This window comes from Sphingomonas yabuuchiae, from assembly GCF_001477495.1.
GTDB lineage: Bacteria > Pseudomonadota > Alphaproteobacteria > Sphingomonadales > Sphingomonadaceae > Sphingomonas > Sphingomonas yabuuchiae_A.
In genome coordinates this window covers 14,746-36,003 of record NZ_LDTF01000051.1, presented here as the reverse complement: position 1 = coordinate 36,003, position 21,258 = coordinate 14,746, and the positions used below count along the sequence as shown (strand labels likewise).

22 protein-coding genes, 2 tRNA genes and 1 pseudogene are annotated in these 21,258 nt (G+C 64.8%); 18 read left to right on the top strand and 7 right to left on the bottom strand.

Annotated elements, in window-relative coordinates; all coding sequences use genetic code 11:
- Nucleotides 1-20: 20 nt before the first annotated feature.
- The 4 genes and pseudogenes from NS355_RS18320 to NS355_RS10560 all read right to left on the bottom strand — a co-directional run.
- Nucleotides 21-248 (bottom strand): annotated as a pseudogene (locus NS355_RS18320) (arsenical resistance protein ArsH); the annotation flags it as partial.
- The gene (locus NS355_RS10570; protein ID WP_058745683.1) at nt 248-1,534 is read right to left on the bottom strand and encodes an arsenic transporter; all 1,287 of its coding nucleotides are present in this window, start codon (nt 1,532-1,534) and stop codon (nt 248-250) included. The gene NS355_RS10570 and the pseudogene NS355_RS18320, both read right to left, overlap by 1 nt.
- On the bottom strand, nt 1,534-1,962 hold the full coding sequence (gene arsC, locus NS355_RS10565) for an arsenate reductase (glutaredoxin) (RefSeq protein WP_058745682.1): 429 nt from the start codon (nt 1,960-1,962) through the stop codon (nt 1,534-1,536). Before arsC ends, NS355_RS10570 begins: the two co-directional genes overlap by 1 nt.
- An 11-nt stretch (nt 1,963-1,973) precedes the next feature.
- Nucleotides 1,974-2,306 carry an ArsR/SmtB family transcription factor gene (locus tag NS355_RS10560; protein ID WP_058745681.1) on the bottom strand — a complete coding sequence of 111 codons (333 nt, stop codon included), beginning with the start codon at nt 2,304-2,306 and terminating at the stop codon, nt 1,974-1,976.
- A gap of 633 nt (nt 2,307-2,939) precedes the next feature.
- On the opposite strand from NS355_RS10560, the gene NS355_RS10555 reads away from it, so the two are divergent.
- Nucleotides 2,940-3,013, top strand: a tRNA-Gly gene (locus NS355_RS10555).
- 272 nt (nt 3,014-3,285) lie between these two features.
- Here NS355_RS10555 and NS355_RS10550 read toward each other — a convergent pair.
- Nucleotides 3,286-4,146 carry a hypothetical protein gene (locus NS355_RS10550; protein WP_058745680.1) on the bottom strand — a complete coding sequence of 287 codons (861 nt, stop codon included), beginning with the start codon at nt 4,144-4,146 and terminating at the stop codon, nt 3,286-3,288.
- Nucleotides 4,130-5,470, bottom strand: coding sequence for a replication-associated recombination protein A (locus tag NS355_RS10545; protein ID WP_058745679.1), 1,341 nt, complete (start codon nt 5,468-5,470; stop codon nt 4,130-4,132). Before NS355_RS10545 ends, NS355_RS10550 begins: the two co-directional genes overlap by 17 nt.
- Before the next feature lie 270 nt (nt 5,471-5,740).
- On the opposite strand from NS355_RS10545, the gene NS355_RS10540 reads away from it, so the two are divergent.
- Nucleotides 5,741-6,196 (top strand): PadR family transcriptional regulator, encoded by a 456-nt coding sequence (locus NS355_RS10540; protein WP_345938805.1) that lies wholly within the window; start codon nt 5,741-5,743, stop codon nt 6,194-6,196.
- Nucleotides 6,193-6,483, top strand: coding sequence for a DUF2218 domain-containing protein (locus tag NS355_RS10535; protein ID WP_058745677.1), 291 nt, complete (start codon nt 6,193-6,195; stop codon nt 6,481-6,483). The genes NS355_RS10540 and NS355_RS10535 overlap by 4 nt, the downstream gene beginning before the upstream one ends.
- Here the strand turns inward: NS355_RS10535 and NS355_RS10530 are convergent.
- Complete coding sequence (locus NS355_RS10530) at nt 6,480-7,616, bottom strand: glycosyltransferase family 4 protein (protein WP_058745676.1); 1,137 nt, start codon at nt 7,614-7,616, stop codon at nt 6,480-6,482. The genes NS355_RS10535 and NS355_RS10530 overlap by 4 nt on opposite strands.
- Before the next feature lie 96 nt (nt 7,617-7,712).
- Here NS355_RS10530 and radA point away from each other — a divergent pair, with 96 nt between their 5' ends.
- The 15 genes from radA (at nt 7,713) to NS355_RS10455 (ending at nt 21,235) form a co-directional block, all read left to right on the top strand.
- Nucleotides 7,713-9,086: a DNA repair protein RadA gene (radA, locus tag NS355_RS10525; RefSeq protein ID WP_056434901.1), complete on the top strand. Its 1,374-nt coding sequence runs from the start codon at nt 7,713-7,715 to the stop codon at nt 9,084-9,086.
- A 72-nt stretch (nt 9,087-9,158) separates the two neighbouring features.
- Nucleotides 9,159-9,722, top strand: coding sequence for a CvpA family protein (locus NS355_RS10520; RefSeq protein ID WP_058745675.1), 564 nt, complete (start codon nt 9,159-9,161; stop codon nt 9,720-9,722).
- Nucleotides 9,722-10,159 carry an iron-sulfur cluster assembly scaffold protein gene (locus tag NS355_RS10515; protein ID WP_058745674.1) on the top strand — a complete coding sequence of 146 codons (438 nt, stop codon included), beginning with the start codon at nt 9,722-9,724 and terminating at the stop codon, nt 10,157-10,159. Before NS355_RS10520 ends, NS355_RS10515 begins: the two co-directional genes overlap by 1 nt.
- The gene (locus tag NS355_RS10510) at nt 10,159-11,907 is read left to right on the top strand and encodes a cation:proton antiporter (protein ID WP_058745673.1); all 1,749 of its coding nucleotides are present in this window, start codon (nt 10,159-10,161) and stop codon (nt 11,905-11,907) included. The genes NS355_RS10515 and NS355_RS10510 overlap by 1 nt, the downstream gene beginning before the upstream one ends.
- Nucleotides 11,908-11,910: 3 nt before the next feature.
- Nucleotides 11,911-12,237: a DUF423 domain-containing protein gene (locus NS355_RS10505; RefSeq protein WP_058745672.1), complete on the top strand. Its 327-nt coding sequence runs from the start codon at nt 11,911-11,913 to the stop codon at nt 12,235-12,237.
- Between the two features lie 50 nt (nt 12,238-12,287).
- Nucleotides 12,288-13,844 (top strand): methionine--tRNA ligase, encoded by a 1,557-nt coding sequence (gene metG, locus NS355_RS10500; protein WP_058745671.1) that lies wholly within the window; start codon nt 12,288-12,290, stop codon nt 13,842-13,844.
- On the top strand, nt 13,844-14,620 hold the full coding sequence (locus tag NS355_RS10495) for a TatD family hydrolase (RefSeq protein ID WP_058745670.1): 777 nt from the start codon (nt 13,844-13,846) through the stop codon (nt 14,618-14,620). The genes metG and NS355_RS10495 overlap by 1 nt, the downstream gene beginning before the upstream one ends.
- Nucleotides 14,617-15,381 carry an MBL fold metallo-hydrolase gene (locus NS355_RS10490; protein ID WP_058745669.1) on the top strand — a complete coding sequence of 255 codons (765 nt, stop codon included), beginning with the start codon at nt 14,617-14,619 and terminating at the stop codon, nt 15,379-15,381. The genes NS355_RS10495 and NS355_RS10490 overlap by 4 nt, the downstream gene beginning before the upstream one ends.
- 14 nt (nt 15,382-15,395) lie before the next feature.
- Nucleotides 15,396-15,953 (top strand): retropepsin-like aspartic protease family protein, encoded by a 558-nt coding sequence (locus NS355_RS10485; protein ID WP_058745668.1) that lies wholly within the window; start codon nt 15,396-15,398, stop codon nt 15,951-15,953.
- 429 nt (nt 15,954-16,382) lie between these two features.
- Nucleotides 16,383-16,457 (top strand) — tRNA-Thr (locus tag NS355_RS10480).
- 57 nt (nt 16,458-16,514) lie between these two features.
- Nucleotides 16,515-17,210: an endonuclease/exonuclease/phosphatase family protein gene (locus NS355_RS10475; protein ID WP_058745714.1), complete on the top strand. Its 696-nt coding sequence runs from the start codon at nt 16,515-16,517 to the stop codon at nt 17,208-17,210.
- Nucleotides 17,210-19,492, top strand: coding sequence for a patatin-like protein (locus NS355_RS10470; RefSeq protein ID WP_058745667.1), 2,283 nt, complete (start codon nt 17,210-17,212; stop codon nt 19,490-19,492). Before NS355_RS10475 ends, NS355_RS10470 begins: the two co-directional genes overlap by 1 nt.
- A 65-nt stretch (nt 19,493-19,557) precedes the next feature.
- Entirely contained in the window at nt 19,558-19,875 is a 318-nt protein-coding gene (locus NS355_RS10465) for a lipopolysaccharide assembly protein LapA domain-containing protein (protein ID WP_058745666.1), read from the top strand.
- Nucleotides 19,876-19,882: 7 nt separating this feature from the next.
- Nucleotides 19,883-20,557, top strand: coding sequence for an orotidine-5'-phosphate decarboxylase (gene pyrF, locus NS355_RS10460; RefSeq protein ID WP_058745665.1), 675 nt, complete (start codon nt 19,883-19,885; stop codon nt 20,555-20,557).
- A gap of 36 nt (nt 20,558-20,593) precedes the next feature.
- Nucleotides 20,594-21,235: a phosphoribosylanthranilate isomerase gene (locus NS355_RS10455; RefSeq protein WP_058745664.1), complete on the top strand. Its 642-nt coding sequence runs from the start codon at nt 20,594-20,596 to the stop codon at nt 21,233-21,235.
- Nucleotides 21,236-21,258: the final 23 nt, after the last annotated feature.

The window sequence follows — 21,258 nt, the reverse complement described above, 5'->3', positions numbered from 1 at the left end:
CTTCCCTGCAACAGATTCAATAGCCTCGATGGATCGAAGATGCGCGTTTTGCAGCCGAAGAAACGGAGTAGTCGCGCCGCCTCTTAGATGCACACGCGCGAATAAGACCGCTCATGCAGTGGCCCGTAGAGCCGCAGGATGTGGGGCGGCGGATCTCCAGCGCCCAGCCCAAGAGCGGGCCGGTCGCGCGCATAGCGCTGGTTGAGCGCGGCCAGATGGTCGGGGTCGGCAAGGTCACGGAGAGGCATCAGGTAATTCCAATTCGCAGCGCGAGCGCCGCCAGCGTTATGAGCAGGACAGGCACGGTCAGCGTGACCCCGACCCGGAAATAATAGCCCCATCCGATGCGCACGCCCTTCTGCCCCAGAACGTGCAGCCACAGCAGCGTCGCGAGCGAGCCGATCGGCGTCAGCTTGGGGCCGAGGTCGCAGCCGATCACGTTGGCGTAGATCATCGCTTCCCTGACGGCCCCGGTCGCGTGCGTTGCGTCGATCGACAGCGCGCCCACCAGCACGGTCGGCATGTTGTTCATCACCGACGACAGGACCGCTGCGATGATGCCCGTGCCCAGCGCAGCGCCCCATACGCCGCCTTGCGCGCTGCTATCGAGCAGCGCCGCCAAATGATTGGTCAACCCTGCGTTCCGTAGGCCATAGACGACCAGGTACATGCCGAGCGAGAAGATCACGACCTGCCACGGGGCGCCGCTCAGCACCTTGGCCGTTGGGATAACGTGGCCCCTCCCTGCGATCACCAGCAGCAGGATCGCGCCGGCAGCGGCCACGGCGCTGACCGGCACGCCGAGTGGTTCGAGCAGGAAGAAGCCGGCGAGCAGCAAAGCGAGCACGATCCATCCAGCGCGGAACGTTGCAGCATCGCGGATCGCCTCGCGCGGCGCGCGCAGCGCCCGCACGTCGTGGTCTGTGGGTATGTCGCGTCGGAAGAACAGCAGCAGCGCCGCCAACGTCGCGGCGATCGACACGAGGTCGACCGGTACCATCACGGACGCATAGTCACCGAACCCGACTTGGAAGAAGTCGGCCGACACGATGTTGACGAGGTTCGACACGACCAGCGGCAGACTGGCGGTGTCGGCGATGAACCCGGCCGCCATGACGAACGCCAGCGTCGCCTTATCCTTGAACCCCAGCGCCCGCAGCATGGAGATGACGATCGGCGTCAGGATCAGCGCAGCACCGTCATTGGCGAACAGCGCGGACACGCCTGCGCCGAGCAGCACGATCAGGACGAACAACCGACAACCTTGCCCCCCGCCCCAGCGGGCGACGTGCAGCGCCGCCCACTCGAAGAGCCCGGCTTCATCGAGCAACAGGCTGATGAGGATGATCGCGACGAACGCAGCGGTCGCGTTCCATACGATGCCCCATACCACCGGCACGTCGGACAACGTGACGACGCCCGCGAGCAGCGCCACGACGGCCCCGCCTATCGCGCTCCACCCGATTCCGAGGCCTTTGGGTTGCCAGATGACGAGCGTGATCGTCGCGACGAAGATCAGGATGGCAAGAAGCATCAGGCGACGCGCTGACCCAAAGCATCTACCACCTGTTCGCCGTCCTCCTTCGCGAACGCGGCAAGCTGTTCGCTCGGCAGCAGATCGAGGACGGTTTCGGACGGGCGGCACAACTTCACGCCGAGCGGCGAGGCGATTAGCGGCCGGTTGATGAGGATCGGGTGTGCCATCATCGCATCGACCAGCACATCGTCGGACAGCGACGTGTCGCCCAGGCCCAACTCCGCATAGGGCGTCCCCTTCTCGCGCAGCAGACCGCGGGGCGTCATGCCGGCGCGGTCGATCAGCTCGACCAGCAGCGCACGCGCGGGTGGGGTCTTTAGATACTCGACCACATGCGGCTCGATGCCGGCATTGCGGATCAGCCCAAGGGCGTTGCGCGACGTGCCGCATTCCGGATTGTGATAGATGACGATATCGACAGCCACGGGGCGTTCTTTCAGCAGCAGGGGGCGAGTTCGGCGATGAGCGGCGCGCACAGTTCCGCGTTGCCCGCGCAGCAATCCTTGACGAGGAACAGCGTCAGCGCCCGCAGGCCGTCAAGGTCGGCACGGTAGATGATCGACCGGCTATGCCGTTCGGAGCGGGCCAGTCCCGCGCGGGCGAGAATACCAAGGTTCGCGGACATGGTGTTCTGCGGGACATTGAGTTGGCGGGCAATCTCGCCAGCCGCCATCCCGACGGGTTCGTGGAGCACCAGCAAGCGGAACACATCTAGGCGCGTTTCCTGCGCGAGAGCGCCGAGCGCAATGATTGCCGAATCGGTTTCCATATATCCAGCATAGCGGATTTGTTGCTATTGTCATCGTGATGGATAGCGTCGGCCTATCCACTCCTACCCAAGCCAGATTCTGCTAGGGGCAGAATTTCTTCATGCTACTACCGTCGAGTTGGCGGCGAGACGCGCCAATGCACAACCACAGACGATGGTCAGTTCGGCCCGTTATCATACCCTATCAGCGCCCTTCAGCGCCCAGCGGTGTAACGCGATCGGAACACTGCTTGCCGTCGTGTAGCGCATCGTTGGTGCAATGGCTGACCGCCGTCGCGGCAGCGCCGGTGTCTATCGTTGCTTGCCCGCCACCTCACAAATGCATTTTGGCGTTCACGCGTGGAAAACAGACCTTTGTTCGCCGCGATCCGATCCGCCTGTCCGTCCAATAATACGCGCGCATATGTCCGCCAGACTGTCGCGCATTCGGCCCGGTTGCGGCCCACTTCTCGATCGGCGCGGTAATGCTTCGCACCTTCATCCATATTCTGTTGGTGCGATCGATCCGCGCCGCGTTTGACGCGTCGCGAACAGCGCCGTTATCCTGCCGCGTCCCGCCTCGTAACCGTGACCGTCTTGACAGTTGCCGTGCCCCCCACTTAGAGAGCCGTGGCAACGGATTTCCGTTGATTTGCGGGTGTAGCTCAATGGTAGAGCAGCAGCTTCCCAAGCTGAATACGAGGGTTCGATTCCCTTCACCCGCTCCATCTCCGCACTACACTGAACCCATGGATTTCCGGCGTCCGGCCAGGCTTCGCGGGATACGTGGCTGTAGCACCAAGCTGTGCACACGCTGCCGTCGTCCGCCCGCAATCGAAGCCTGTGCCAGCGACCGGACGAGACGGGGACATGGCCTCGATCACCTATCTGTGCCAGCGTGGTGCGCGCTATCACTATCGCTGCCGCCTGGACCGACAGAGCGTCGAGCTTAGTGCGGTTACAAAACCCCTGCACAACCGCCGTGCCAATCCCCCTGGCATCATGACACGCCGAAGGTCCAGCCCTCCGTTTGCGCAACTTGACGGGTGAGGCCCGCTGGACGCCAGAGATCGTCGCGCGTCGCCATGGCGCGGAGCCATGCGGCGGTCAGGATCGCATCAGTACTGTGATCGTCGTAGCGATCGAGCGGATCGTGCAGTTCGCTGCCCAAGGCGATCAGCGCATTGTTCAGCGCTTCGGCACTTCGTATCTTGCTCCGCCCACGCGGGCGGCCAGCATCACGGGCGGCGATCGAGGTATAGATTTCGACGACCAGCGCGCCCGATGGCGGAACTGGATCGAACGGCCAGATCGCGACATGTCCATCCAGACGCCGCAACATCCGCATTCCGGCAAAGCTCGCCTTCGCTACCTGCGACGCGCCGATCGCGTCATAGACGGTCGAAGGCTTGCGCGCGCCGCCGATCGCGATCTCGCAGGTTCGCCAATGGAGAAAGTCCGCCTTTCGCCCGTCTGCGGCCCCGAAATAGAAATGCCGCCCGCGACGCGCCTCAAGGAAACTGCGTGCGCCCAGATCGGGATCGTCGCAACTATCGTCGACATAGGCCCAGAGCGCCCGCGCATCCGCGGTCGGCCTGTCCCCCGGCAAATGCGCCCCGCGCATGACGAACGGGGCCGAAAAGCTGAAGTCGAAGCCGATCAGCAGCGGCTCGTCCGCCCGCGTGAGCAGCCAATCGGCTACGCCTTCGCGCGACCAGGCCCGACCCGGCGGCGCAACGATGACGGGCGCGGCGTTTCCCGAATGGCACAGGGCGACCTGGATACCCGGATGCGCAACACCGTGCGCACCCGACCAGTCGATCGCGACGAAGCCGCTGAAACGGTCAGCCGTGACGGTCATCGCCGCCATCCTGCAAGGCCCGACGGCGCTCGTCCCACCAGGCCATGCGCTCGGCGATGCGCTTCTCCAGGCCGCGCCCAGACGGTTCGTAGAAGCTTTGTGGTGGCAGTTCGTCGGGCCAGTAATTCGCACCCGAAAAACCGCCATCCGCGTCGTGGTCGTACTGATAGCCTGCGCCATAGCCGATCTGCTTCATCAGCTTGGTCGGCGCGTTCAGGATATTGGCGGGCGGCATCAGCGATCCGGTGTCCTTCGCGGTCCGCCATGCCTGCTTCTGCGCCTTATAGGCCGCGTTCGATTTGGGCGCGGTGGCGAGGTACAGGCACGCCTGCACGATCGCCAGTTCTCCCTCCGGAGAGCCCAGGAACTCATAGGCATCCTTGGCCGCGAGGCACTGGGTCAACGCTTGCGGATCGGCCAGCCCGATATCCTCGATCGCCGTGCGGGTCAGGCGACGCAGGACGTATAGCGGCTCTTCGCCCGCCGTCAGCATCCGCGCGAGATAGTAGAGGGCCGCCTGCGGGTCCGATCCCCGGATCGATTTGTGCAGCGCCGAGATCAGATTATAATGTCCCTCGCGGTCCTTGTCATAGACCGCGACCCGGCGTTGCAGGAACGCCGACAACCCAGCCGCTTCGAGCGGTTCGGGAAGGTCGACCGCAAACAAGGTCTCGGCCTGGTTGAGCAGGAAACGGCCATCGCCATCCGCGCTGGCAAGCAGCGCATCGCGGGCGGGCGGTTGCAGGGGCAGGGGGCGCTCCATCAACGTCTCGGCCCGCTCCAGCAACTGTTCCAGCGCAGGTTGGCCAAGCCGGTGGAGGATCAGCACCTGCGCGCGGCTCAGAAGTGCGGCGTTGAGTTCAAAGGAAGGATTTTCCGTCGTCGCGCCGACCAGCGTGACCGTGCCATCCTCGACGAAGGGCAAAAAACCGTCCTGCTGCGCGCGGTTGAAGCGGTGGATCTCGTCCACGAACAGCAGCGTTCGCTGGCCGAGCCGGGCATGATCGCGCGCCTCGGCGAAGACCTTTTTAAGGTCCGCGACGCCGGAAAACACGGCCGAAATCGCGGCATAGCGCAGCCCCACTTCGGCGGCGAGCAGCCGGGCGATGGTCGTCTTGCCCGTGCCCGGCGGTCCCCAAAGGATCATGGATGACAAGCGCCCGGCCGCGACCATCCGCCCGATGGCGCCCTCCGGCCCGGTCAGGTGATCCTGCCCGACGACCTCGGCCAGCTTTAGCGGGCGCAAGCGATCCGCAAGCGGCGCATCGACCGAGGAAGAGGGCTGGACGGGGGCGGGGTCCATACCCGCGAAGAGATCGGCCATAGCGGTCATGTAGGGGCGCCGAAGTCCCCCGTCACCATTACTATCAAAGATATATCGTGAGTCATCTTGACGAACTTTCCGTGCGATATATCTTGAGCGTATCAAAACCCAATTCGGAGTATCAGAATGCGACATTTTCATGAGCACGGACATGGTCAAGAACATCACCAACGGCGCGGCCGGTGGAGTTTCGGGCCGCAGGAAGTGCAATGGAATTTCGAAGACCCACGGGGCGGACTGCGAGGGCCGGGCGGTGGTCGCCGGGGTCGGATGTTCGATGGCAGCGAGCTGCGGCTTGTGCTGCTGAAGCTGATCGCCGACGAACCGCGCCACGGCTATGACCTGATCCGCGAGGTCGAGGCGATGACCGGAGGCGCTTATGCGCCCAGCCCGGGTGTCATCTATCCGACGATTACCCTACTCGACGAAATGGGCTTTATCGAGGAACAACGTTCCGAGGGGGTGAAAAAGCGTTTCGCCGCGACGGATACCGGCCGCACGCACCTGACCGAGAATGCCGAACAGGTCGAGGCTTTGCTCGCACGGCTGCGGGCCCTTGGCGAACATCGCCAGCGGGTCGATGCGGCGCCGATCCGGCGTGCCATGGGCGGGCTGAAAATGGCCGTAATGGACCGCTTTGGCAGCGGCGATGCGCCTCAGGAGATGGTGCATGAAGTCGCCGCAATGATCGACGAACTCGCGCAGAAAGTGGAACGCCTGAAATGAGCCTGTCCGTCGCCCGCGTGCCGACCCAGTCGGCCAGCCGCTACCTCCAGCAACTCGCCAAGCACTGGAGCCACAAGATGGAGGTGTCGTTCACCGCCGAAGAGGGCATGATCCTGTTCCCCAACGGGTCCAAACTGGACATGCGCGCAGCCAGCGAAACGCTGGATATCGTGTTAACGGTGCCCGTGGACGGCGATGTCGCCCAAATGCGACAGGTGGTCGCCAGCCATCTCGACCGCTTCGCCTTTCGCGAAGCGCCGCTGACCTTCGACTGGCGCGAAGGTTAAACGAACAGGGCGCGATAGGCGTCGAGCACCGCGTCATTGACCCTGTCCCACCGGTAATCGGCGACGCGGGCCTGTCCCGCTTCGCTGAACCGGTGGCGCAGGGCCTGGTCGGTGGCGATCCGCTCCAACGCGTCGGCATAGCCGGTGATGTCGCGCGCGCCGACCAGATAGCCGGTCTCACCATCCGCCACGAGGTCCATCGCGCCCGTCGCGTTGGCCGCCACCACGGGGACGCCCGCCGCCATCGCCTCGGTCGTGACGTTGCCGAAGGTTTCGGTCACGCTGGGATTGAAGAAGATATCCATCGATGCGACCGCCCGACCCAGGTCGTCGCCGGTCTGATAGCCCGCGAAGATGGCATCGGGTGTCGCCTTGGCGAACCAGTCCTGCGCGGGCCCCTTGCCGACGACCAGCACCTTGTGCGCCACGCTGCGCCGCCGAAGCTCCGCCAGCGCCTCGGCAAAGACGTCGAGGCCCTTTTCCTTGACCAGTCGCCCCAGGAACCCGATCGCCACCTCGTGATCGGCGATGCCCAGCGAGCGCCGCCATTCCAGGCTGCGGCGCGACGGCCGGAAACGGTCGTGATCGATCCCGCGCGACCAGATGCCCATCGGCGGTGTTACGCCCCAGCCACGCAGCAGTGCGATCATGCTGGGGCTGGGCGCCACGATCCGGTCGAACTTGTTGTAGAAGCGGGTCAGCAGCTTGATAATCGCCGGTTCCAGGAAACCCAGATGGTAATAGGCCGGATAGGTCTCGAAGCGGGTATGGACCGAGGCGATCGACGCCACGCCGTTCTCCTGTGCCCAACGCACGGCAGCGTGACCGAGGAATTCGGGCGCCGAGACGTGGACGATGTTGGGCGCAAATGCCTCCAGATCGGCCCGCACCTTGGCCGGAAGCCCGCGCGCCAGCTTGTAATCGGCCCGGAACGGCAGCGGGATGGCGGGCACATCGACCAGATCGCCGACCGGCGGAAAGGCGGGCGTGGACGAGGTTGGCGAATAGACCCGCACAGCGACGCCCCGCGCCAGCAGATGGCCGACAAGCAGGTTCAGGCTCTGGTTCGCGCCGTCGCGCGTATAATTATAGTTGCCGCTGAACAGCGCGACACGAAATTGTTCTGGGATCATGGAGTTCGCCCCATAGCCGTGTGGGCCTCCAAAGACCACTCCCGCCGCCCGATCAAATCCGTTCCATTTTCGTTCCGCTCCGGCTAGAGCATCGGCATGGCCAAGATCCAGAAGCGCTATGTCTGCCAATCCTGCGGTTCGGTGTCCTCCCGTTGGCAGGGGCAATGCCCCGATTGCTCCGAATGGAACACGATGCTGGAGGAAGCGCCGGTCCAGCTGACGCCCTTTGCTGCGAAGCATAACCTGCAAGGCGGCGGTAGGGCGATTCAATTGGTCGGACTGGACGCCGATATTCCGCTGCCCGACCGGATGGCGACCGGCATCGCCGAACTCGACCGCGCGCTGGGCGGCGGCTTCGTCGAGGGCTCGGCCACGCTGATCGGCGGCGATCCGGGGATCGGTAAGTCGACCCTGCTGCTCCAGGCAGCGGCGAAGCTGGCGATGGCGGGCAAGCCGGTCGCCTATGTCTCGGGCGAGGAAGCCGCCGATCAGGTCCGGCTGCGCGCACGGCGACTGGGGCTGGGGCAGGCGCCCGTGCGGCTGGCGGCGGCGACCTCGGTTCGCGACATCCTGACCACCCTGTCGATCGGGACGCCGCCCGCGCTGCTGATCATCGACTCGATCCAGACCATGCACTCCGACCTGATCGAGGGTGCGCCGGGCACCGTCAGCCAGGTGCGTGCCTCGGGACAGGAACTGATCCGCTTCGCCAAGGAGCGCGGTACCGCCGTCGTGTTGGTCGGTCATGTCACCAAGGACGGTTCGATCGCGGGGCCGCGCGTGCTGGAACACATGGTCGACACCGTCCTCGCCTTCGAAGGCGAGCGCAGCCACCAGTATCGCATCCTGCGCGCAATCAAGAACCGCTTCGGCGGCACCGATGAGATCGGCGTCTTCGCCATGCAGACCGAGGGGCTGACAGAGGTCGGCAACCCGTCGTCGCTCTTCCTGACCAATCGCGAGGAAGGGATTACCGGCGCAACCGTTTTCCCCGCGCTGGAGGGTACGCGGCCGGTGCTGGTCGAAATCCAGGCGCTGACGGTCCGCCTCGCCTCGGGCGCGACGCCACGCCGTGCGGTCGTCGGCTGGGATACCGGACGTCTGGCGATGATCCTGGCGGTGCTGGAGGCTAGGTGCGGGCTGAGTTTCTCATCGGCCGAAGTCTATCTGAATATCGCGGGCGGCTACCGGGTACAGGACCCGGCCGCCGATCTGGCGGTGGCGGCGGCGCTGATCTCGGCGCTGTCCGAACGGCCGGTGCCGACCGACGCCATCGTCTTCGGCGAAATCGCGCTGTCGGGCGAAATCCGCTCCGTCGCGCATGGCCCGTTGCGATTGAAGGAGGCCGGCAAGCTCGGTTTTGAAAAGGCGATCGTGCCGCGCGCCATGGCCAATGACGAGGGCGGCCTGCGCATGACCGGCTTTCGCACCCTGGCCGAGTTCGTTGACCATATGCTGGGGCGGGGGTAGCGAAGGGGCCTGAAGGCGCCATGCCCCGATGATCGTGGCTCATGGGCTGTTTGAGATATGGGATAACAGGCGTTGACGGCCCTAGATATTCTTGTCCTGATCGCAGTGTTCGGCGCGGCGATACAGGGGTTCATGCGGGGCTTCGTCACCGAGGTTCTGGCACTGTTCGCCTGGGTCGCGATCGTCGCCGCGCTGAAGATGTTCCATATCGCATTGGCGCAGGCGCTGACCGGCGTGGTCGGCACGGTGTCCGGCGCGGCCGTGCTGGCCTTCGCACTGATCGTCGGCGTGACCTATCTGGGCGGCCGCATGATCGCGCGGGCCATCGGTTCGCGCACGCGTACCTCGATCCTGGGGCCTGTCGATCGCGCCCTGGGCTTCGGCTTCGGCGCGCTCAAGGGCCTGATCCTCGCCAGCCTCGTCTTTCTGGTCGTCGCCCTCATGGTCGATACGGTCAGCGGCGGACCGGCGCGGCGGCCCGAATGGATGGTCAAGAGCCGCACCTACAAGCTGTTGAATGCAACCAGCGCCGGGATCGCCGATTTTGTCGATCGCCGTCGCCGGGGCCTGCCGGTCTTCGGCACCCCAACACCCACCAGCGCCTCTGGCCTGTCCAATAGCAGCGAGACCCCGTGATGAACGCGCCCCTCTACAACGCGGAGATTTTGCGCCTGACCACGGCGATCCCGCATGACAAGCGCCTGACCGACCCCATGGCCAGCGTCGAGCGCCGCTCGCCCATTTGCGGCAGCCGGGTGACGGTGGACGTCAACCTCGACGAAGCGGGCCACGTGGCCGAGGTCGGAATGCTGGTCCGCGCCTGTGCGCTCGGGCAGGCGTCGGCGGCCCTGCTCTCGGCGCATGTCGTCGGGCGAAGCGTAACCGAACTGGTCGCCGCGCGAGACGAACTGACAGCCTGGCTGGCGTCGGGGCAGGGGGATGCCCCCGCCTGGCCCGGCCTCGACATCTTCACCCCGGCGCTGTCCTACACCGCCCGCCACCCCTCGATCCGGCTGGCGTTCGAGGCGGCGGCACAGGCCGCCGAGGATGCAGCGGCCGGAGCCAAGAGCTGATGCACGGCGAGGTGTCGCTGTTGCGCGACGGCGCCATCCTGTTCGGGTTCGGGCTGGCCTTCGTCCTGATCTTCCGGCGGCTGGGGCTTGGCGCGACGCTGGGATATCTCGTCGCGGGCGCGGTCGTCGGCCCGCACGTTCTGGGGCTCGTCGGCGACGCCGAGTCCAAGCTGGGCATCGCCGAGATCGGCATCACACTCCTCCTGTTCATCGTCGGGCTGGAACTGAACCCCGCCCGGCTGTGGCGAATGAAGCATGAGATTTTCGGCCTCGGCCTGCTTCAGGTCGCGATTTGCGGTCTGGCGATCACCGGCATCGTCATCCTCGCGCATTTCTCGCCGGAAGCGGCTCTGGCGCTCGGCCTGCCGCTCGCACTGTCCTCGACCGCGCAGGTGCTGCCGATGCTGCAGTCATCGGGGCGGATGCGCACGCCCTTCGGCGAGCGGGCCTTTTCGATCCTGCTGTTCCAGGACCTGTCGATCGTCCCGCTCATCACCATCGTCGCGGCCATGTCGCGCAACCCGGCCGATCATACCGGGCCGCCGGGATGGATCCTGGCGCTGGAGACGATCGGCGCGATCATCGGCCTGATCCTGGCGGGGCGCTTCCTGCTGCGGCCCCTGTTCCGCCTGATCGGCAATATGGGCGAGCGGGAGATGTTCGTCTTCGCCGGGCTGTTCACCGTGGTCGCCAGCGCGGCGGTAATGGAGTTGCTCGGCCTGTCGACGGCGCTGGGCGCGTTCATCGCGGGCGTCATGCTGGCCGACAGTCCGTATCGGCACGAACTGGAAGCGGATGTCGAGCCGTTCCGCTCGATCCTGCTCGGGCTGTTCTTCCTGGCGGTCGGCATGATGCTCGACCTGCCCGCCATCGCCGAGCGGCCGGTCTTCGTCGCGATCATGGCGATGGCGCTGATCGCCACCAAGACGCTGGTCATCACGCTGATCGGGCTGGCGTTCAAGATGAAGTGGCGCTCTGCCCTCGCGCTCGGCCTGCTCATGAGCCAGGGCGGCGAGTTTGGTTTCGTGCTGTTCGCCCAGGCCCAGCAAGGCTATCTGATCGCGCCGGAGGCGGCGACCCTGTTCGGGGCGATCATCACCCTGTCGATGGCAACGACTCCATTCCTGATGGGCGCTACCCGCCGTATCCGCGAAGAACCGGTCATCACCCGTGGCAGCCAGCGCGAGGGGCCGGTGACGGACGGGGCCAATGCCTTGATCGTCGGCTATGGTCGCTTCGGCCAGACCGTCGCGCAGATGCTGATCGCCAGCGACGTTCCCGTGACCCTGATCGACCGCGATATCGAGATGATCGACATCGCCGCGTCCTTCGGTGCCAAGGTCTATTATGGCGACGGCACCCGGCTGGACCTGCTGCGTCAGGCGGGCGCGGCGGAAGCGGAACTCATCCTGTTCTGCCTGGATGACGATCAGATCACGTTGGAATTGCTGGAAAGCGTCCATGCCGCTTTTCCCGACGCCTCAATCTTCGTCCGCGCCTATGATCGCCGCGCGGTCCTTCGGCTCAAGGGCGGTCCGGCCTCCTATGTCGTTCGGGAGGTGCTGGAATCCGCGGTCAAGATGGCTCGCCTGGCGCTGGGCAGCCTGAAGATCGACCATGCCGAGATCGACCGGGTGGAAATCATGTACCGGGCCCGCGACAAGGAACGGCTGGCGGCGCAGGCGGCCGCAGGTGACCTGCGGGCGGCCAGCGACCGGATCATCACCCAGGACGAAAGGAACGGCTGACCTATGGGACTGGTGGCAATCCTGGCGGCGCTCTCGGGAGCGATCGCGATCGCAGCCGGAGCCTTCGGCGCACACCGGGCCGAAGGCGTGGCCGTCGAATGGCTGCGCACCGGTGGACAATATCAGTTGATCCATGCCGTCGCGGCGCTCGTTGCGTTGCGGATGGAGGCGAGGGGGGTCGCTTGGACCTTCGTCATCGGTGCGGCGCTCTTTGCGGGCACCCTCTACGCCATGGCCTTCGGCGCCCCGCGTTGGTTCGGCGCGATCACCCCGATCGGCGGCACGTTCCTGATCGGCGGATGGCTGTGGCTCGCATGGTCGCTGCGCTGACGCTTCACGGCGGGCTTCACCTGCGCCTGGGGATGTTCTAGGGACCGGCCATGGCCGATCCATTCTACATCACCACCGCCATCCACTATCCCAATGGCCGCCCGCATATCGGCCATGCCTATGAGATGGTGGCGGCCGACGTCATCGCCCGGTTCCAGCGTCAGGCGGGCCGCGATGTCCTGTTCCAGACCGGCACCGACGAGCACGGGCTGAAGATGGCCCAGGCGGCGCGGGCGCGCGGCATCTCTACGCGCGAGTTCGCGGACGAAATGTCGAGCCATTTCCATGTGATGGCCGACCGTCTTGATATCTCCTACGACCGTTTCATCCGCACCGTCGATACCGATCACTATGCCGCCAGCCAGGCGATCTGGAAGGCCATGCAGGACGAGGGCGACCTGTATCTCGACCGGTATGAGGGCTGGTACTCGGTCCGCGACGAGGCGTTCTATGACGAAAGCGAACTGACCCTAGGCGAGGGCGGCACCAAGCTGTCGCCGCAGGGCACGCCGGTCGAATGGACTGCAGAGGAGACCTGGTTCTTCCGCCTGTCGAAGTATCAGCAGCCCTTGCTCGATCTATACCGGGACAACCCCGATTTCATCCGACCAGAGAGCCGCCGCAACGAGGTGATGCGCTTTGTCGAAGGCGGCCTGTCCGACCTGTCCGTGTCGCGGACCAGCTTCGACTGGGGGGTGCCCGTGCCCGACAGTCCGGGCCATGTCATGTATGTCTGGGTCGATGCGCTGACCAATTATCTGACGGGCACCGGTTATCCGAACAAGGACAGCGATCTGGCGCGCTTCTGGCCCGCCAATCTGCATCTGATCGGCAAGGACATTGTGCGGTTCCACACCGTCTATTGGCCTGCCTTCCTGATGTCGGCCGACCTTCCTCTGCCGCAATCGGTGTTCGGCCACGGCTTTCTGCTCCACCGGGGCGAGAAAATGTCCAAATCGGTCGGCAATGTCGTCGACCCGATGGGACTGACCGATGCCTTCGGCGTCGATGCACTGCGCTACTTCTTCCTGCGCGAGGTCAGCTTCGGACAGGACGGTTCCTATTCGGCGGAAGCCATCGTCACCCGCGTCAACGCGGAACTGGCCAACAGCTTCGGCAATCTGGCCCAGCGCACTCTGTCGTTCATCGCCAAGAACCTGGGCGGCGAACTGCCCCGGGTCGGCCGCAGCGATCCGTCCGACGCCATGCTTCTGGAAGAGGTGGTCGTCGCGTGCGCCGCGCTGAAGACCGCCTTCGACGATCTGGCGCTCAGCCACGGGATCGAGGCATGGATGCGCGGCGTCTATACCTGCAACCAATATATCGACGTGCAGGCCCCCTGGTCCTTGCGCAAGACCGATCCGGAGCGCATGCACGCCGTGCTCGGCACACTGGTCCGCGCGATCCGTATGCTGGCCATCGCCATCCTGCCGGTGACGCCGCGTGGCGCTGGACTGGTGCTCGACACGCTCGGGGCCGAGGAACGCGATCATGCCGCGATCGACGATGACGGCTGGTATGCCCGTCGCGCTGGCAACGGCGTACCGCTGGCCGCCCCGACCCCGGCATTCCCGCGTCTCGAAATCCCGGCAGAGGCCGACGCCTGATGCTGGCCGACAGCCATTGCCACCTCAATTATAAGGGGCTGGTCGAGGAGCAGTCGGCGATCCTGACCCGCGCACGGGATCGGGGCGTCACCGCGATGCTCAACATCTCGACGCGGGAAAGTGAATGGGATGCGGTGATCGCCACCGCCGAGCGCGAGCCCGATGTCTGGGCGACGGTCGGCATCCATCCGCATGAGGCCGATGCACACCCGCATATCGACACCGCCAAGCTGATCGAGCGGGCACGGCATCCGCGTGTCGTCGGCATCGGTGAAAGCGGCCTCGACTATTATTACGATCACAGCGACCGTGCGCGTCAGCAGGCGAGCTTCCGTTCACATATCGCTGCCTGCCGTGAAACCGGCCTGCCGCTCGTCGTCCACACCCGCGACGCCGAGGAGGATACCGCCGCTATACTGAGTGAAGAGATGGGGAAGGGGGCCTATCCCGGCGTCATCCACTGCTTCACGGCCAGCGGAGACTTCGCCGATAAGGCCCTGGCATTAGGCTTTTATATATCCATATCGGGTATCGTGACGTTCAAGAGCGCGAAGGATCTGCAGGAAACGGCTGCACGCCTGCCGTTGGAGCGATTGCTGGTCGAGACCGACGCGCCGTTCCTAGCCCCGGTACCCCATCGGGGCAAGACGGGGGAGCCGTCCTTCGTCGCCGACACCGCAAAGTTCCTCGCCGATCTGCGTGGCGAGACGGTTGAACAATTGACCCAGGCGACTGCCGAAAACTTCCATCGGCTGTTTGCAAAGACCCGCGCGTGAAAATCCGCATCCTCGGTTGCGGCACCTCGTCGGGTGTCCCACGGATCGGCAACGACTGGGGGGCATGCGATCCGACCGAGCCTCGAAACCGGCGAATGCGCTGTTCGGCCTTGATCGAGCATGACGGCACCCGCATCCTGATCGACACCGGACCCGACATGCGCGAGCAGTTGCTGGCGGCCGATATCGGGACGGTCGATGCGGTCATCTGGACCCATGATCATGCCGATCACTGCCATGGTATCGATGACCTCCGTCAGATATTCCACGCATTGGGCGAGCCGGTGGCGGGCTATGCGAGGCCGACCACTGCCGCGTCGCTGGAAGGGCGTTTCGGTTATGTGTTCCGGGGAAAGACGGGTTACCCACCGACCGCAACCATGACCCAGATCGACGGCGAATTGACGATCGGCCCGATCCGCATACGGACGGTGGACCAGCCGCATGGCCGCATACTGTCGGCAGGCCTGCGCTTCGAATGCGACGGGAAGAGCATCGGCTATGCCACTGATTTCCATGACTTAACGCCTAAGATGTCTGAGCTCTACCGTGACGTCGACCTTTGGGTGGTCGATGCACTCCGCCGCCACCCGCATCCCGCGCATGCCGACCTGCCATCGGTTCTGCATTGGATCGATATTCTGAAGCCACGCCGCAGCGCGTTGATCCATATGGATCAGTCGATGGACTATGCGACCCTGTGTCGCGAACTGCCCATAGGCGTCGAGCCTGCCTATGACGGCATGGAGTTGATCCCTTGAGTGGCGATCGGGCCATGGACATCGTCTATTATGGTCTGATCTTTCTTCTACCGCTCAGCGCGCTCGCAGCCCGGCGTATTCCGATCGGTCAGACGTTGCGAATGGCACTGGTCTGGATCGCGATATTCGGCGCCGCTTTCCTGATCGTTGCACAACGAGACCGGCTGACAGGTCTGTGGTCCCGTGAGGCTATGCCCGAAGGCGTGGTCCACATTCCGGTGGCGCAGGATGGGCATTTCTACACCGTCGTTCGCATCTATGGGGTTGAGCGCCGGATGCTCATCGACAGTGGCGCAACGACCACGGCCTTGTCCGAAGCAACCGCACAGGCCGCAGGGCTCGACCTCGACGAAAGTCCGTTCGGCAGCCTGATCGAAACCGCCAACGGCCGCGTTACGGCATCGCATGTCACCATCGCCGAGCTCGGCATCGGCCCGATCCAGCTCAAGGAAGTCGGCGCCGACGTATCGTCAAACTTTGGCAATCAGGATATCATCGGCATGAACGTGCTTCGGCGCCTGCGTTCATGGAGGGTGGAGCGAGGCACACTCGTCCTGAATGCCGTGCCCTAAGTAAATTTTACATAATATATATTATCAACTTCGAGAATTATAAGCACCGTGGATGTTCACCGATCGACCTTTCTGCGGCGAAAATCAAAATCCGTTACAGCCGCGGTTTGAGTTACAGCGCTTAGACGATAGCGATCGGAGCGAGGGTTTATGAGCCCTTCGGGTGTCGGGTCGTAGAACCCTAGAAAAGGTCAAAGCCTCGCTTTTATGGAAACCCCTTCTACAAGGGCGATCTACGGGTCTTGGCTAATTTTGAAGGCTTAAACCCGCCTTCTCTTTCGAGCCGGTAGAGCATGACAATCAGCGCCGCCTCTCACACTGCTCAGGTATGAAAAAGGTTCGGAAAGGCTGCCGATTTTGGATTGACCCGCTCCACGCGATGATTCAATGCAGCGAAACCCACGGATTTGTGCGGGCTCTGGGTCTTTTGCCGGATTAGCACAGCGGTAGTGCAGCGGTTTTGTAAACCGAAGGTCGGGGGTTCGATCCCCTCATCCGGCACCATTTCCAACCTATTATGGAATTGGCACCAAAAGCCTGTCGCTGCGTTACAGTGGCGGAATGATCAAGGTCGCCAGCTACAATATCCGGAAAGGGATCGGCGCCGACCGGCGGCGCAATCCCGATCGCATCCTGGATGTCCTGCGTGAGGTCGATGCCGATGTCATCGCCCTTCAAGAGGCGGATCGTCGCTTCGGCGAACGTGAAGGCGTGATCCCTCTCCATTTGCTCGATGACCATAGCGACTGGAAGCCCATCGTCTATGGCATGAAGGCCCGCTCCATGGGGTGGCACGGGAACACGATCCTGGTGCGCAAGAGCATGCAGGTCCTGGATTTCGAGGCGATCCACCTGCCCTCGCTGGAACCGCGCGGTGCGGTGATGGCCGATCTGCGGACCAGGGCCGGAGTGATTCGGGTGGTGGGCATGCACCTCGACCTGTCGGGGCTGTGGCGGCGGCGGCAGGCGGCGGCGATCCTCGCGCATCTGACGAGCTGTGCGCACCGGCAACCGACCGTCATGATGGGCGATCTGAACGAATGGACCCGAGCCGCCGGGTGCCTGAAGGACTTTACCCGCGACTTCGCCGTGGCGGAAACGGGGCCGAGCTTCCACGCGATGCGGCCGATCGGACGGCTCGACCGCATCATGGTGTCCTCAGAGCTGACGATCGGCACATGCGGTGTCCATGCGACCCCGATGTCGCGGCGCGCCTCCGACCATTTGCCCATCTGGGCCACGATCGGGCCTCGCTGATGCGCGAAAAGGAGCTGCGGCTGGCGCTGGTCTGCTATGGCGGGATCAGCCTGGCCGTCTACATGCACGGCATCACCAAGGAAATTTGGAGGGTCGTGCGGGCGAGCCGGGCTTCGCATGAGGGCGATCCCCCGGCGTCGGCGGTCGATGCGGTCTATCATGATCTGCTGGACGAAATGGCCGAGCGCGGCGGGGTTCGTGTCCGCATCCTGGCCGACATCATCGCAGGCGCGAGCGCCGGCGGCATCAACGGCATATTCCTGGGCCATGCGATGTCGACCGGCCAGTCCCTCGATCCGCTGACCGACCTTTGGCTGGAAGCGGCCGATATCGAATCGCTGATCGCGCCCGAAGCCGCGCCGACCTCGCGCTTCTCCAAGATGTGGGCGCTGCCCATTGCCTGGATGGCGGCGGGGCGCAGTGGCGAGAAGGTCGCGGCGCTGGATGAGGAGACCCGTGAGGAGGTGCGCTCCAAGCTCGGTCACCTGATCCGTTCGCGCTGGTTCGAGCCGCCTTTCGCCGCCGACGCACTTACCGGACGATTGCTCGAAGCGTTCGATCGTATGGCGAACGGTCCGGTCGGCAAGCGACTGATCCCGCCGGGCCAGCCGCTCGATCTGTTCGTGACCGTAACCGACTTTACCGGCCAGCCGCAGCGGTTGCGGCTCCATTCGCCCGGCGAGGTGGTCGAGACCGAGCATCGCATGGTCGTCGACTTCACCGATAGCGGCGGCGGCAAGCTGGCGGCGATCCCGGAACTGGTCTTTGCCGCCAGGGCGACGTCGAGCTTCCCCGGTGCCTTCCCACCCTTCACCGTCGCCGAATTGGACCGGGTGCTGGCAGTGCGCGAACAGGACTGGCCCGAGCGTGATGACTTTCTGCGCCGCGTGCTTCCCCGCCATCATGCGGCGGGCGCGGCGGACAAGGCGGTCTTGATTGACGGATCGGTGCTGGTCAACGCGCCCTTCCGCCCTGCCATCGACGCGCTCGGACGCCGCCCGGCGCGGCGTCAGGTCGACCGTCGCTTCGTCTATATCGACCCGTTTCCGGGCATGCATTTCCGTCTGCCCGGCGGTGGCGGCCATCCGGGCTTTTTCCAGACCATCATCGGCGCGATCAGCGAACTGCCCCGCCAGCAACCGATACGCGACAATCTGGAAGCGATCGCCGCCCGGTCCGGCCGGATCGATCGCATGCAGGCCATCCTCGCGGCCATTCGCGAGGAAGTGGAGCAGGAGATCGAACAACTGTTCGGCGGCACCCTCTTCCTCGACCGCCCGACCGCTGCGCGACTGGCTTCGTGGCGGGTTCGCGCGCAGGCTGCTGCCGCCGCGAAGGCGGGGTACAGCTATGCCGCTTATGGTCATCTGAAGCTTGCCAATGTCATCGACGGCATGACGACGATCCTGACCGAGGCCATGGGCGACGATGGTCAACCGAGCCGCCATCGCCTTCGCGCGATGATCGAGCGGACGGTCGCGACCCGCCATGTCGGTGGCGAGGCGATCAGCTTCACCGGCGGATCGAGCGGTGGCGCGCGGACGTTCCTGCGCGCCTTCGACCTCGGCTATCGCATCCGTCGCCTTCGGTTGCTCGCCCGGCGGCTGACTGAATTGGAGGCGGATCACAGCGAGGCGGAACTGGCACCCGTTCGTGATGCCATCTACGAATCGCTGGCCGAATTTCTGGAGCGCCAGAGCGGTGTCGGTCTGGAGGAATGGGCGGAGGATATCCGTGCCGTTCGCGATGATGGCGGTCCCTTGCTCGATCGACTGGAAGCCAGGCTCGACCTGATCCGGCTGGACGGTGAGACCGATGCCCGGCTGGCCGCCGCCTTCGCAGGGTTGCCCCGTGCCGCCCGGCGGACCCTATTGCTGACCTATCTGGGCTTTCCCTATTTCGACGTCGCGACGCTGCCATTGCTGCAGGGCGAAGGGCTAGACGAGTTCGACCCGATCAAGGTCGACCGCATATCCCCCGACGATGCCACCGCCATTCGAGCAGGCGGCGCCGAAGCGACGTTGAAGGGCATCCAGTTCCTGACCTTCGGCGCGTTTTTCAGCCGCAGCTACCGCGAGAATGATTATCTCTGGGGTCGGCTGCATGGGGCAGAGCGGATGATCGACATCGCCGTCTCCACCCTACCCCCGACCATACGGCTGAAACCCGGTGCGGTGGCCGCGTTCAAACGGCGCGCTTTCCTGGCCATACTCGACGAGGAAGAGGCGCGATTGACCGCCATCGCGCCCCTGATCGCCTCGCTTCGCCAGGAGATCGGCTGAAGGCTGGTCATGCAGGACCAACGCCGCTAGACCGCATCGCCGAACCCGGTGATGCGGAGAAACCCATGCAGTTCCTGAAAATGCTCTTCTGGTGCCTGCTGGCCTTTCTGGCCGCGGCTTTCACGCTGGGGAACTGGACGACCGTGCCGATCCGGCTGGTTGGCGGATTGGTGGCAGATGTGAACCTGCCGCTGCTGCTGTTCCTGACCTTCCTGCTCGGGCTGGTGCCGACGCTGATCTGGCAGCATGCCGCGCGCTGGAGGCTGCGTCAGCGGTTGAGCGCCGCCGAGCGTTCGCTGGCCGCGGTATCGGCCGAGACCAGCGCCTATGTCGCCCCCGCGGCGTCCAACCCTGCCACCTCCAACACCCAGCCGATGGTCTGATCCCTTCATGAGCAATCGCATCTACGTCGCCATCGATACCCCCGATCTCGCTCGCGCCCAGGCGCTGGCGCAGAAGGTCCGCCACCATGTCGGCGGGCTGAAGCTGGGACTCGAATTCTTCTGCGCGCACGGCGCGACCGGCGTGCGCGAGATGGCGCATATCGGCCTGCCCATCTTCCTCGACCTGAAACTGCACGACATCCCGAACACCGTGGCCAAGGCCGTCCAGTCGCTCGGCCCGCTCGCCCCCGCCATCCTGACCGTCCATGCCAGCGGCGGCCGCGCGATGCTGGAGGATGCCAAGGCTGCAGCGCCGACCGGCACCAAGGTGGTCGCCGTCACCATGCTGACCAGCCTGGACGCCAGCGACCTGAGCGACACCGGCGTCATCGGCTCTCCTGCGGATCATGTCCGCCGCCTGGCCGATCTGGCCGCCGAGGCAGGCGTGGACGGTATCGTGTGCTCCGGCGAAGAGGTCGCCGCCGTCAAGAAGGCGTGGCCCAAGGGCTTTTTCGTCGTCCCCGGCGTGCGTCCGGTCGACGGTATGATCGGTGACCAGAAGCGCGTCGTCACTCCGCGTGCGGCGGTCGATGCTGGCGCTTCGATCCTGGTGATCGGCCGTCCGATCACCCAGGCCGAGGACTCCGATGCCGCCGCACGCGCGATCGCGGCCACGCTCTAATCCCGTTTTTCGGACCCTCCCATTCGGGAAACGACCATGCCGACCACTGCCAAGATCTGCGGATTGACGTCGCCCGCCACGCTCGACGCCGCACTGGGCGGCGGGGCGAGCCATGTTGGCTTCGTCTTCTTCCCTGCCTCTCCCCGGCACCTGACGTTCGACGTCGCGGCGGGACTGGCGGGACGGGTGCCCGACCATGTCCAGCGTGTCGGTGTCTTCGTCGATCCCGATGACCAGTTGCTCGAGGCGGCGGTCCGTGCCGGAATGCTCGACGCCATCCAGCTTCATCGCACGGCACCGGCGCGCGTGGCCGCGATCCGATCGAAGTTCGACCGGGAAGTCTGGGCGGCGGTCGCGATCAAGCTGCGCGGCGATGTCGAAAAGGCTCGCGACTATGCGGGGGCGGCCAGCCTGATCCTGTACGACGCCAAGACGCCGGACGACGCATCGTTGCCCGGCGGCATGGGCCTCCGCTTCGACTGGAGCCTGCTCGACGGGGTTCGCCACCCGCTGCGCTGGGCCTTGTCCGGCGGGCTGGATGCCGGGAACGTCGCCGAGGCGATCCGGCGGACGGGGACGCCCTTGGTCGATGTATCCTCTGGCGTCGAGAGTGCGCCGGGCGTCAAGGATATGGACAAGATCGCGACGTTCCTTAAAGCCGTTGCGACAAATCAGTGACAGGATCGTTTGCAGGGGTCGCC

Bases quoted from the DNA above. Each gene is read 5' to 3' on its own strand.
- NS355_RS10570 (WP_058745683.1), bottom strand. From the start codon at position 1,534: ATGCTTCTTGCCATCCTGATCTTCGTCGCGACGATCACGCTCGTCATC.
- NS355_RS10560 (WP_058745681.1), bottom strand. From the start codon at position 2,306: ATGGAAACCGATTCGGCAATCATTGCGCTCGGCGCTCTCGCGCAGGAA.
- NS355_RS10550 (WP_058745680.1), bottom strand. From the start codon at position 4,146: ATGACCGTCACGGCTGACCGTTTCAGCGGCTTCGTCGCGATCGACTGG.
- NS355_RS10545 (WP_058745679.1), bottom strand. From the start codon at position 5,470: ATGGCCGATCTCTTCGCGGGTATGGACCCCGCCCCCGTCCAGCCCTCT.
- NS355_RS10540 (WP_345938805.1), top strand. From the start codon at position 5,741: ATGTTCGATGGCAGCGAGCTGCGGCTTGTGCTGCTGAAGCTGATCGCC.
- NS355_RS10535 (WP_058745677.1), top strand. From the start codon at position 6,193: ATGAGCCTGTCCGTCGCCCGCGTGCCGACCCAGTCGGCCAGCCGCTAC.
- NS355_RS10530 (WP_058745676.1), bottom strand. From the start codon at position 7,616: ATGATCCCAGAACAATTTCGTGTCGCGCTGTTCAGCGGCAACTATAAT.
- radA (WP_056434901.1), top strand. From the start codon at position 7,713: ATGGCCAAGATCCAGAAGCGCTATGTCTGCCAATCCTGCGGTTCGGTG.
- NS355_RS10515 (WP_058745674.1), top strand. From the start codon at position 9,722: ATGAACGCGCCCCTCTACAACGCGGAGATTTTGCGCCTGACCACGGCG.
- NS355_RS10510 (WP_058745673.1), top strand. From the start codon at position 10,159: ATGCACGGCGAGGTGTCGCTGTTGCGCGACGGCGCCATCCTGTTCGGG.
- NS355_RS10505 (WP_058745672.1), top strand. From the start codon at position 11,911: ATGGGACTGGTGGCAATCCTGGCGGCGCTCTCGGGAGCGATCGCGATC.
- metG (WP_058745671.1), top strand. From the start codon at position 12,288: ATGGCCGATCCATTCTACATCACCACCGCCATCCACTATCCCAATGGC.
- NS355_RS10495 (WP_058745670.1), top strand. From the start codon at position 13,844: ATGCTGGCCGACAGCCATTGCCACCTCAATTATAAGGGGCTGGTCGAG.
- NS355_RS10485 (WP_058745668.1), top strand. From the start codon at position 15,396: ATGGACATCGTCTATTATGGTCTGATCTTTCTTCTACCGCTCAGCGCG.
- NS355_RS10475 (WP_058745714.1), top strand. From the start codon at position 16,515: ATGATCAAGGTCGCCAGCTACAATATCCGGAAAGGGATCGGCGCCGAC.
- NS355_RS10470 (WP_058745667.1), top strand. From the start codon at position 17,210: ATGCGCGAAAAGGAGCTGCGGCTGGCGCTGGTCTGCTATGGCGGGATC.
- NS355_RS10465 (WP_058745666.1), top strand. From the start codon at position 19,558: ATGCAGTTCCTGAAAATGCTCTTCTGGTGCCTGCTGGCCTTTCTGGCC.
- pyrF (WP_058745665.1), top strand. From the start codon at position 19,883: ATGAGCAATCGCATCTACGTCGCCATCGATACCCCCGATCTCGCTCGC.
- NS355_RS10455 (WP_058745664.1), top strand. From the start codon at position 20,594: ATGCCGACCACTGCCAAGATCTGCGGATTGACGTCGCCCGCCACGCTC.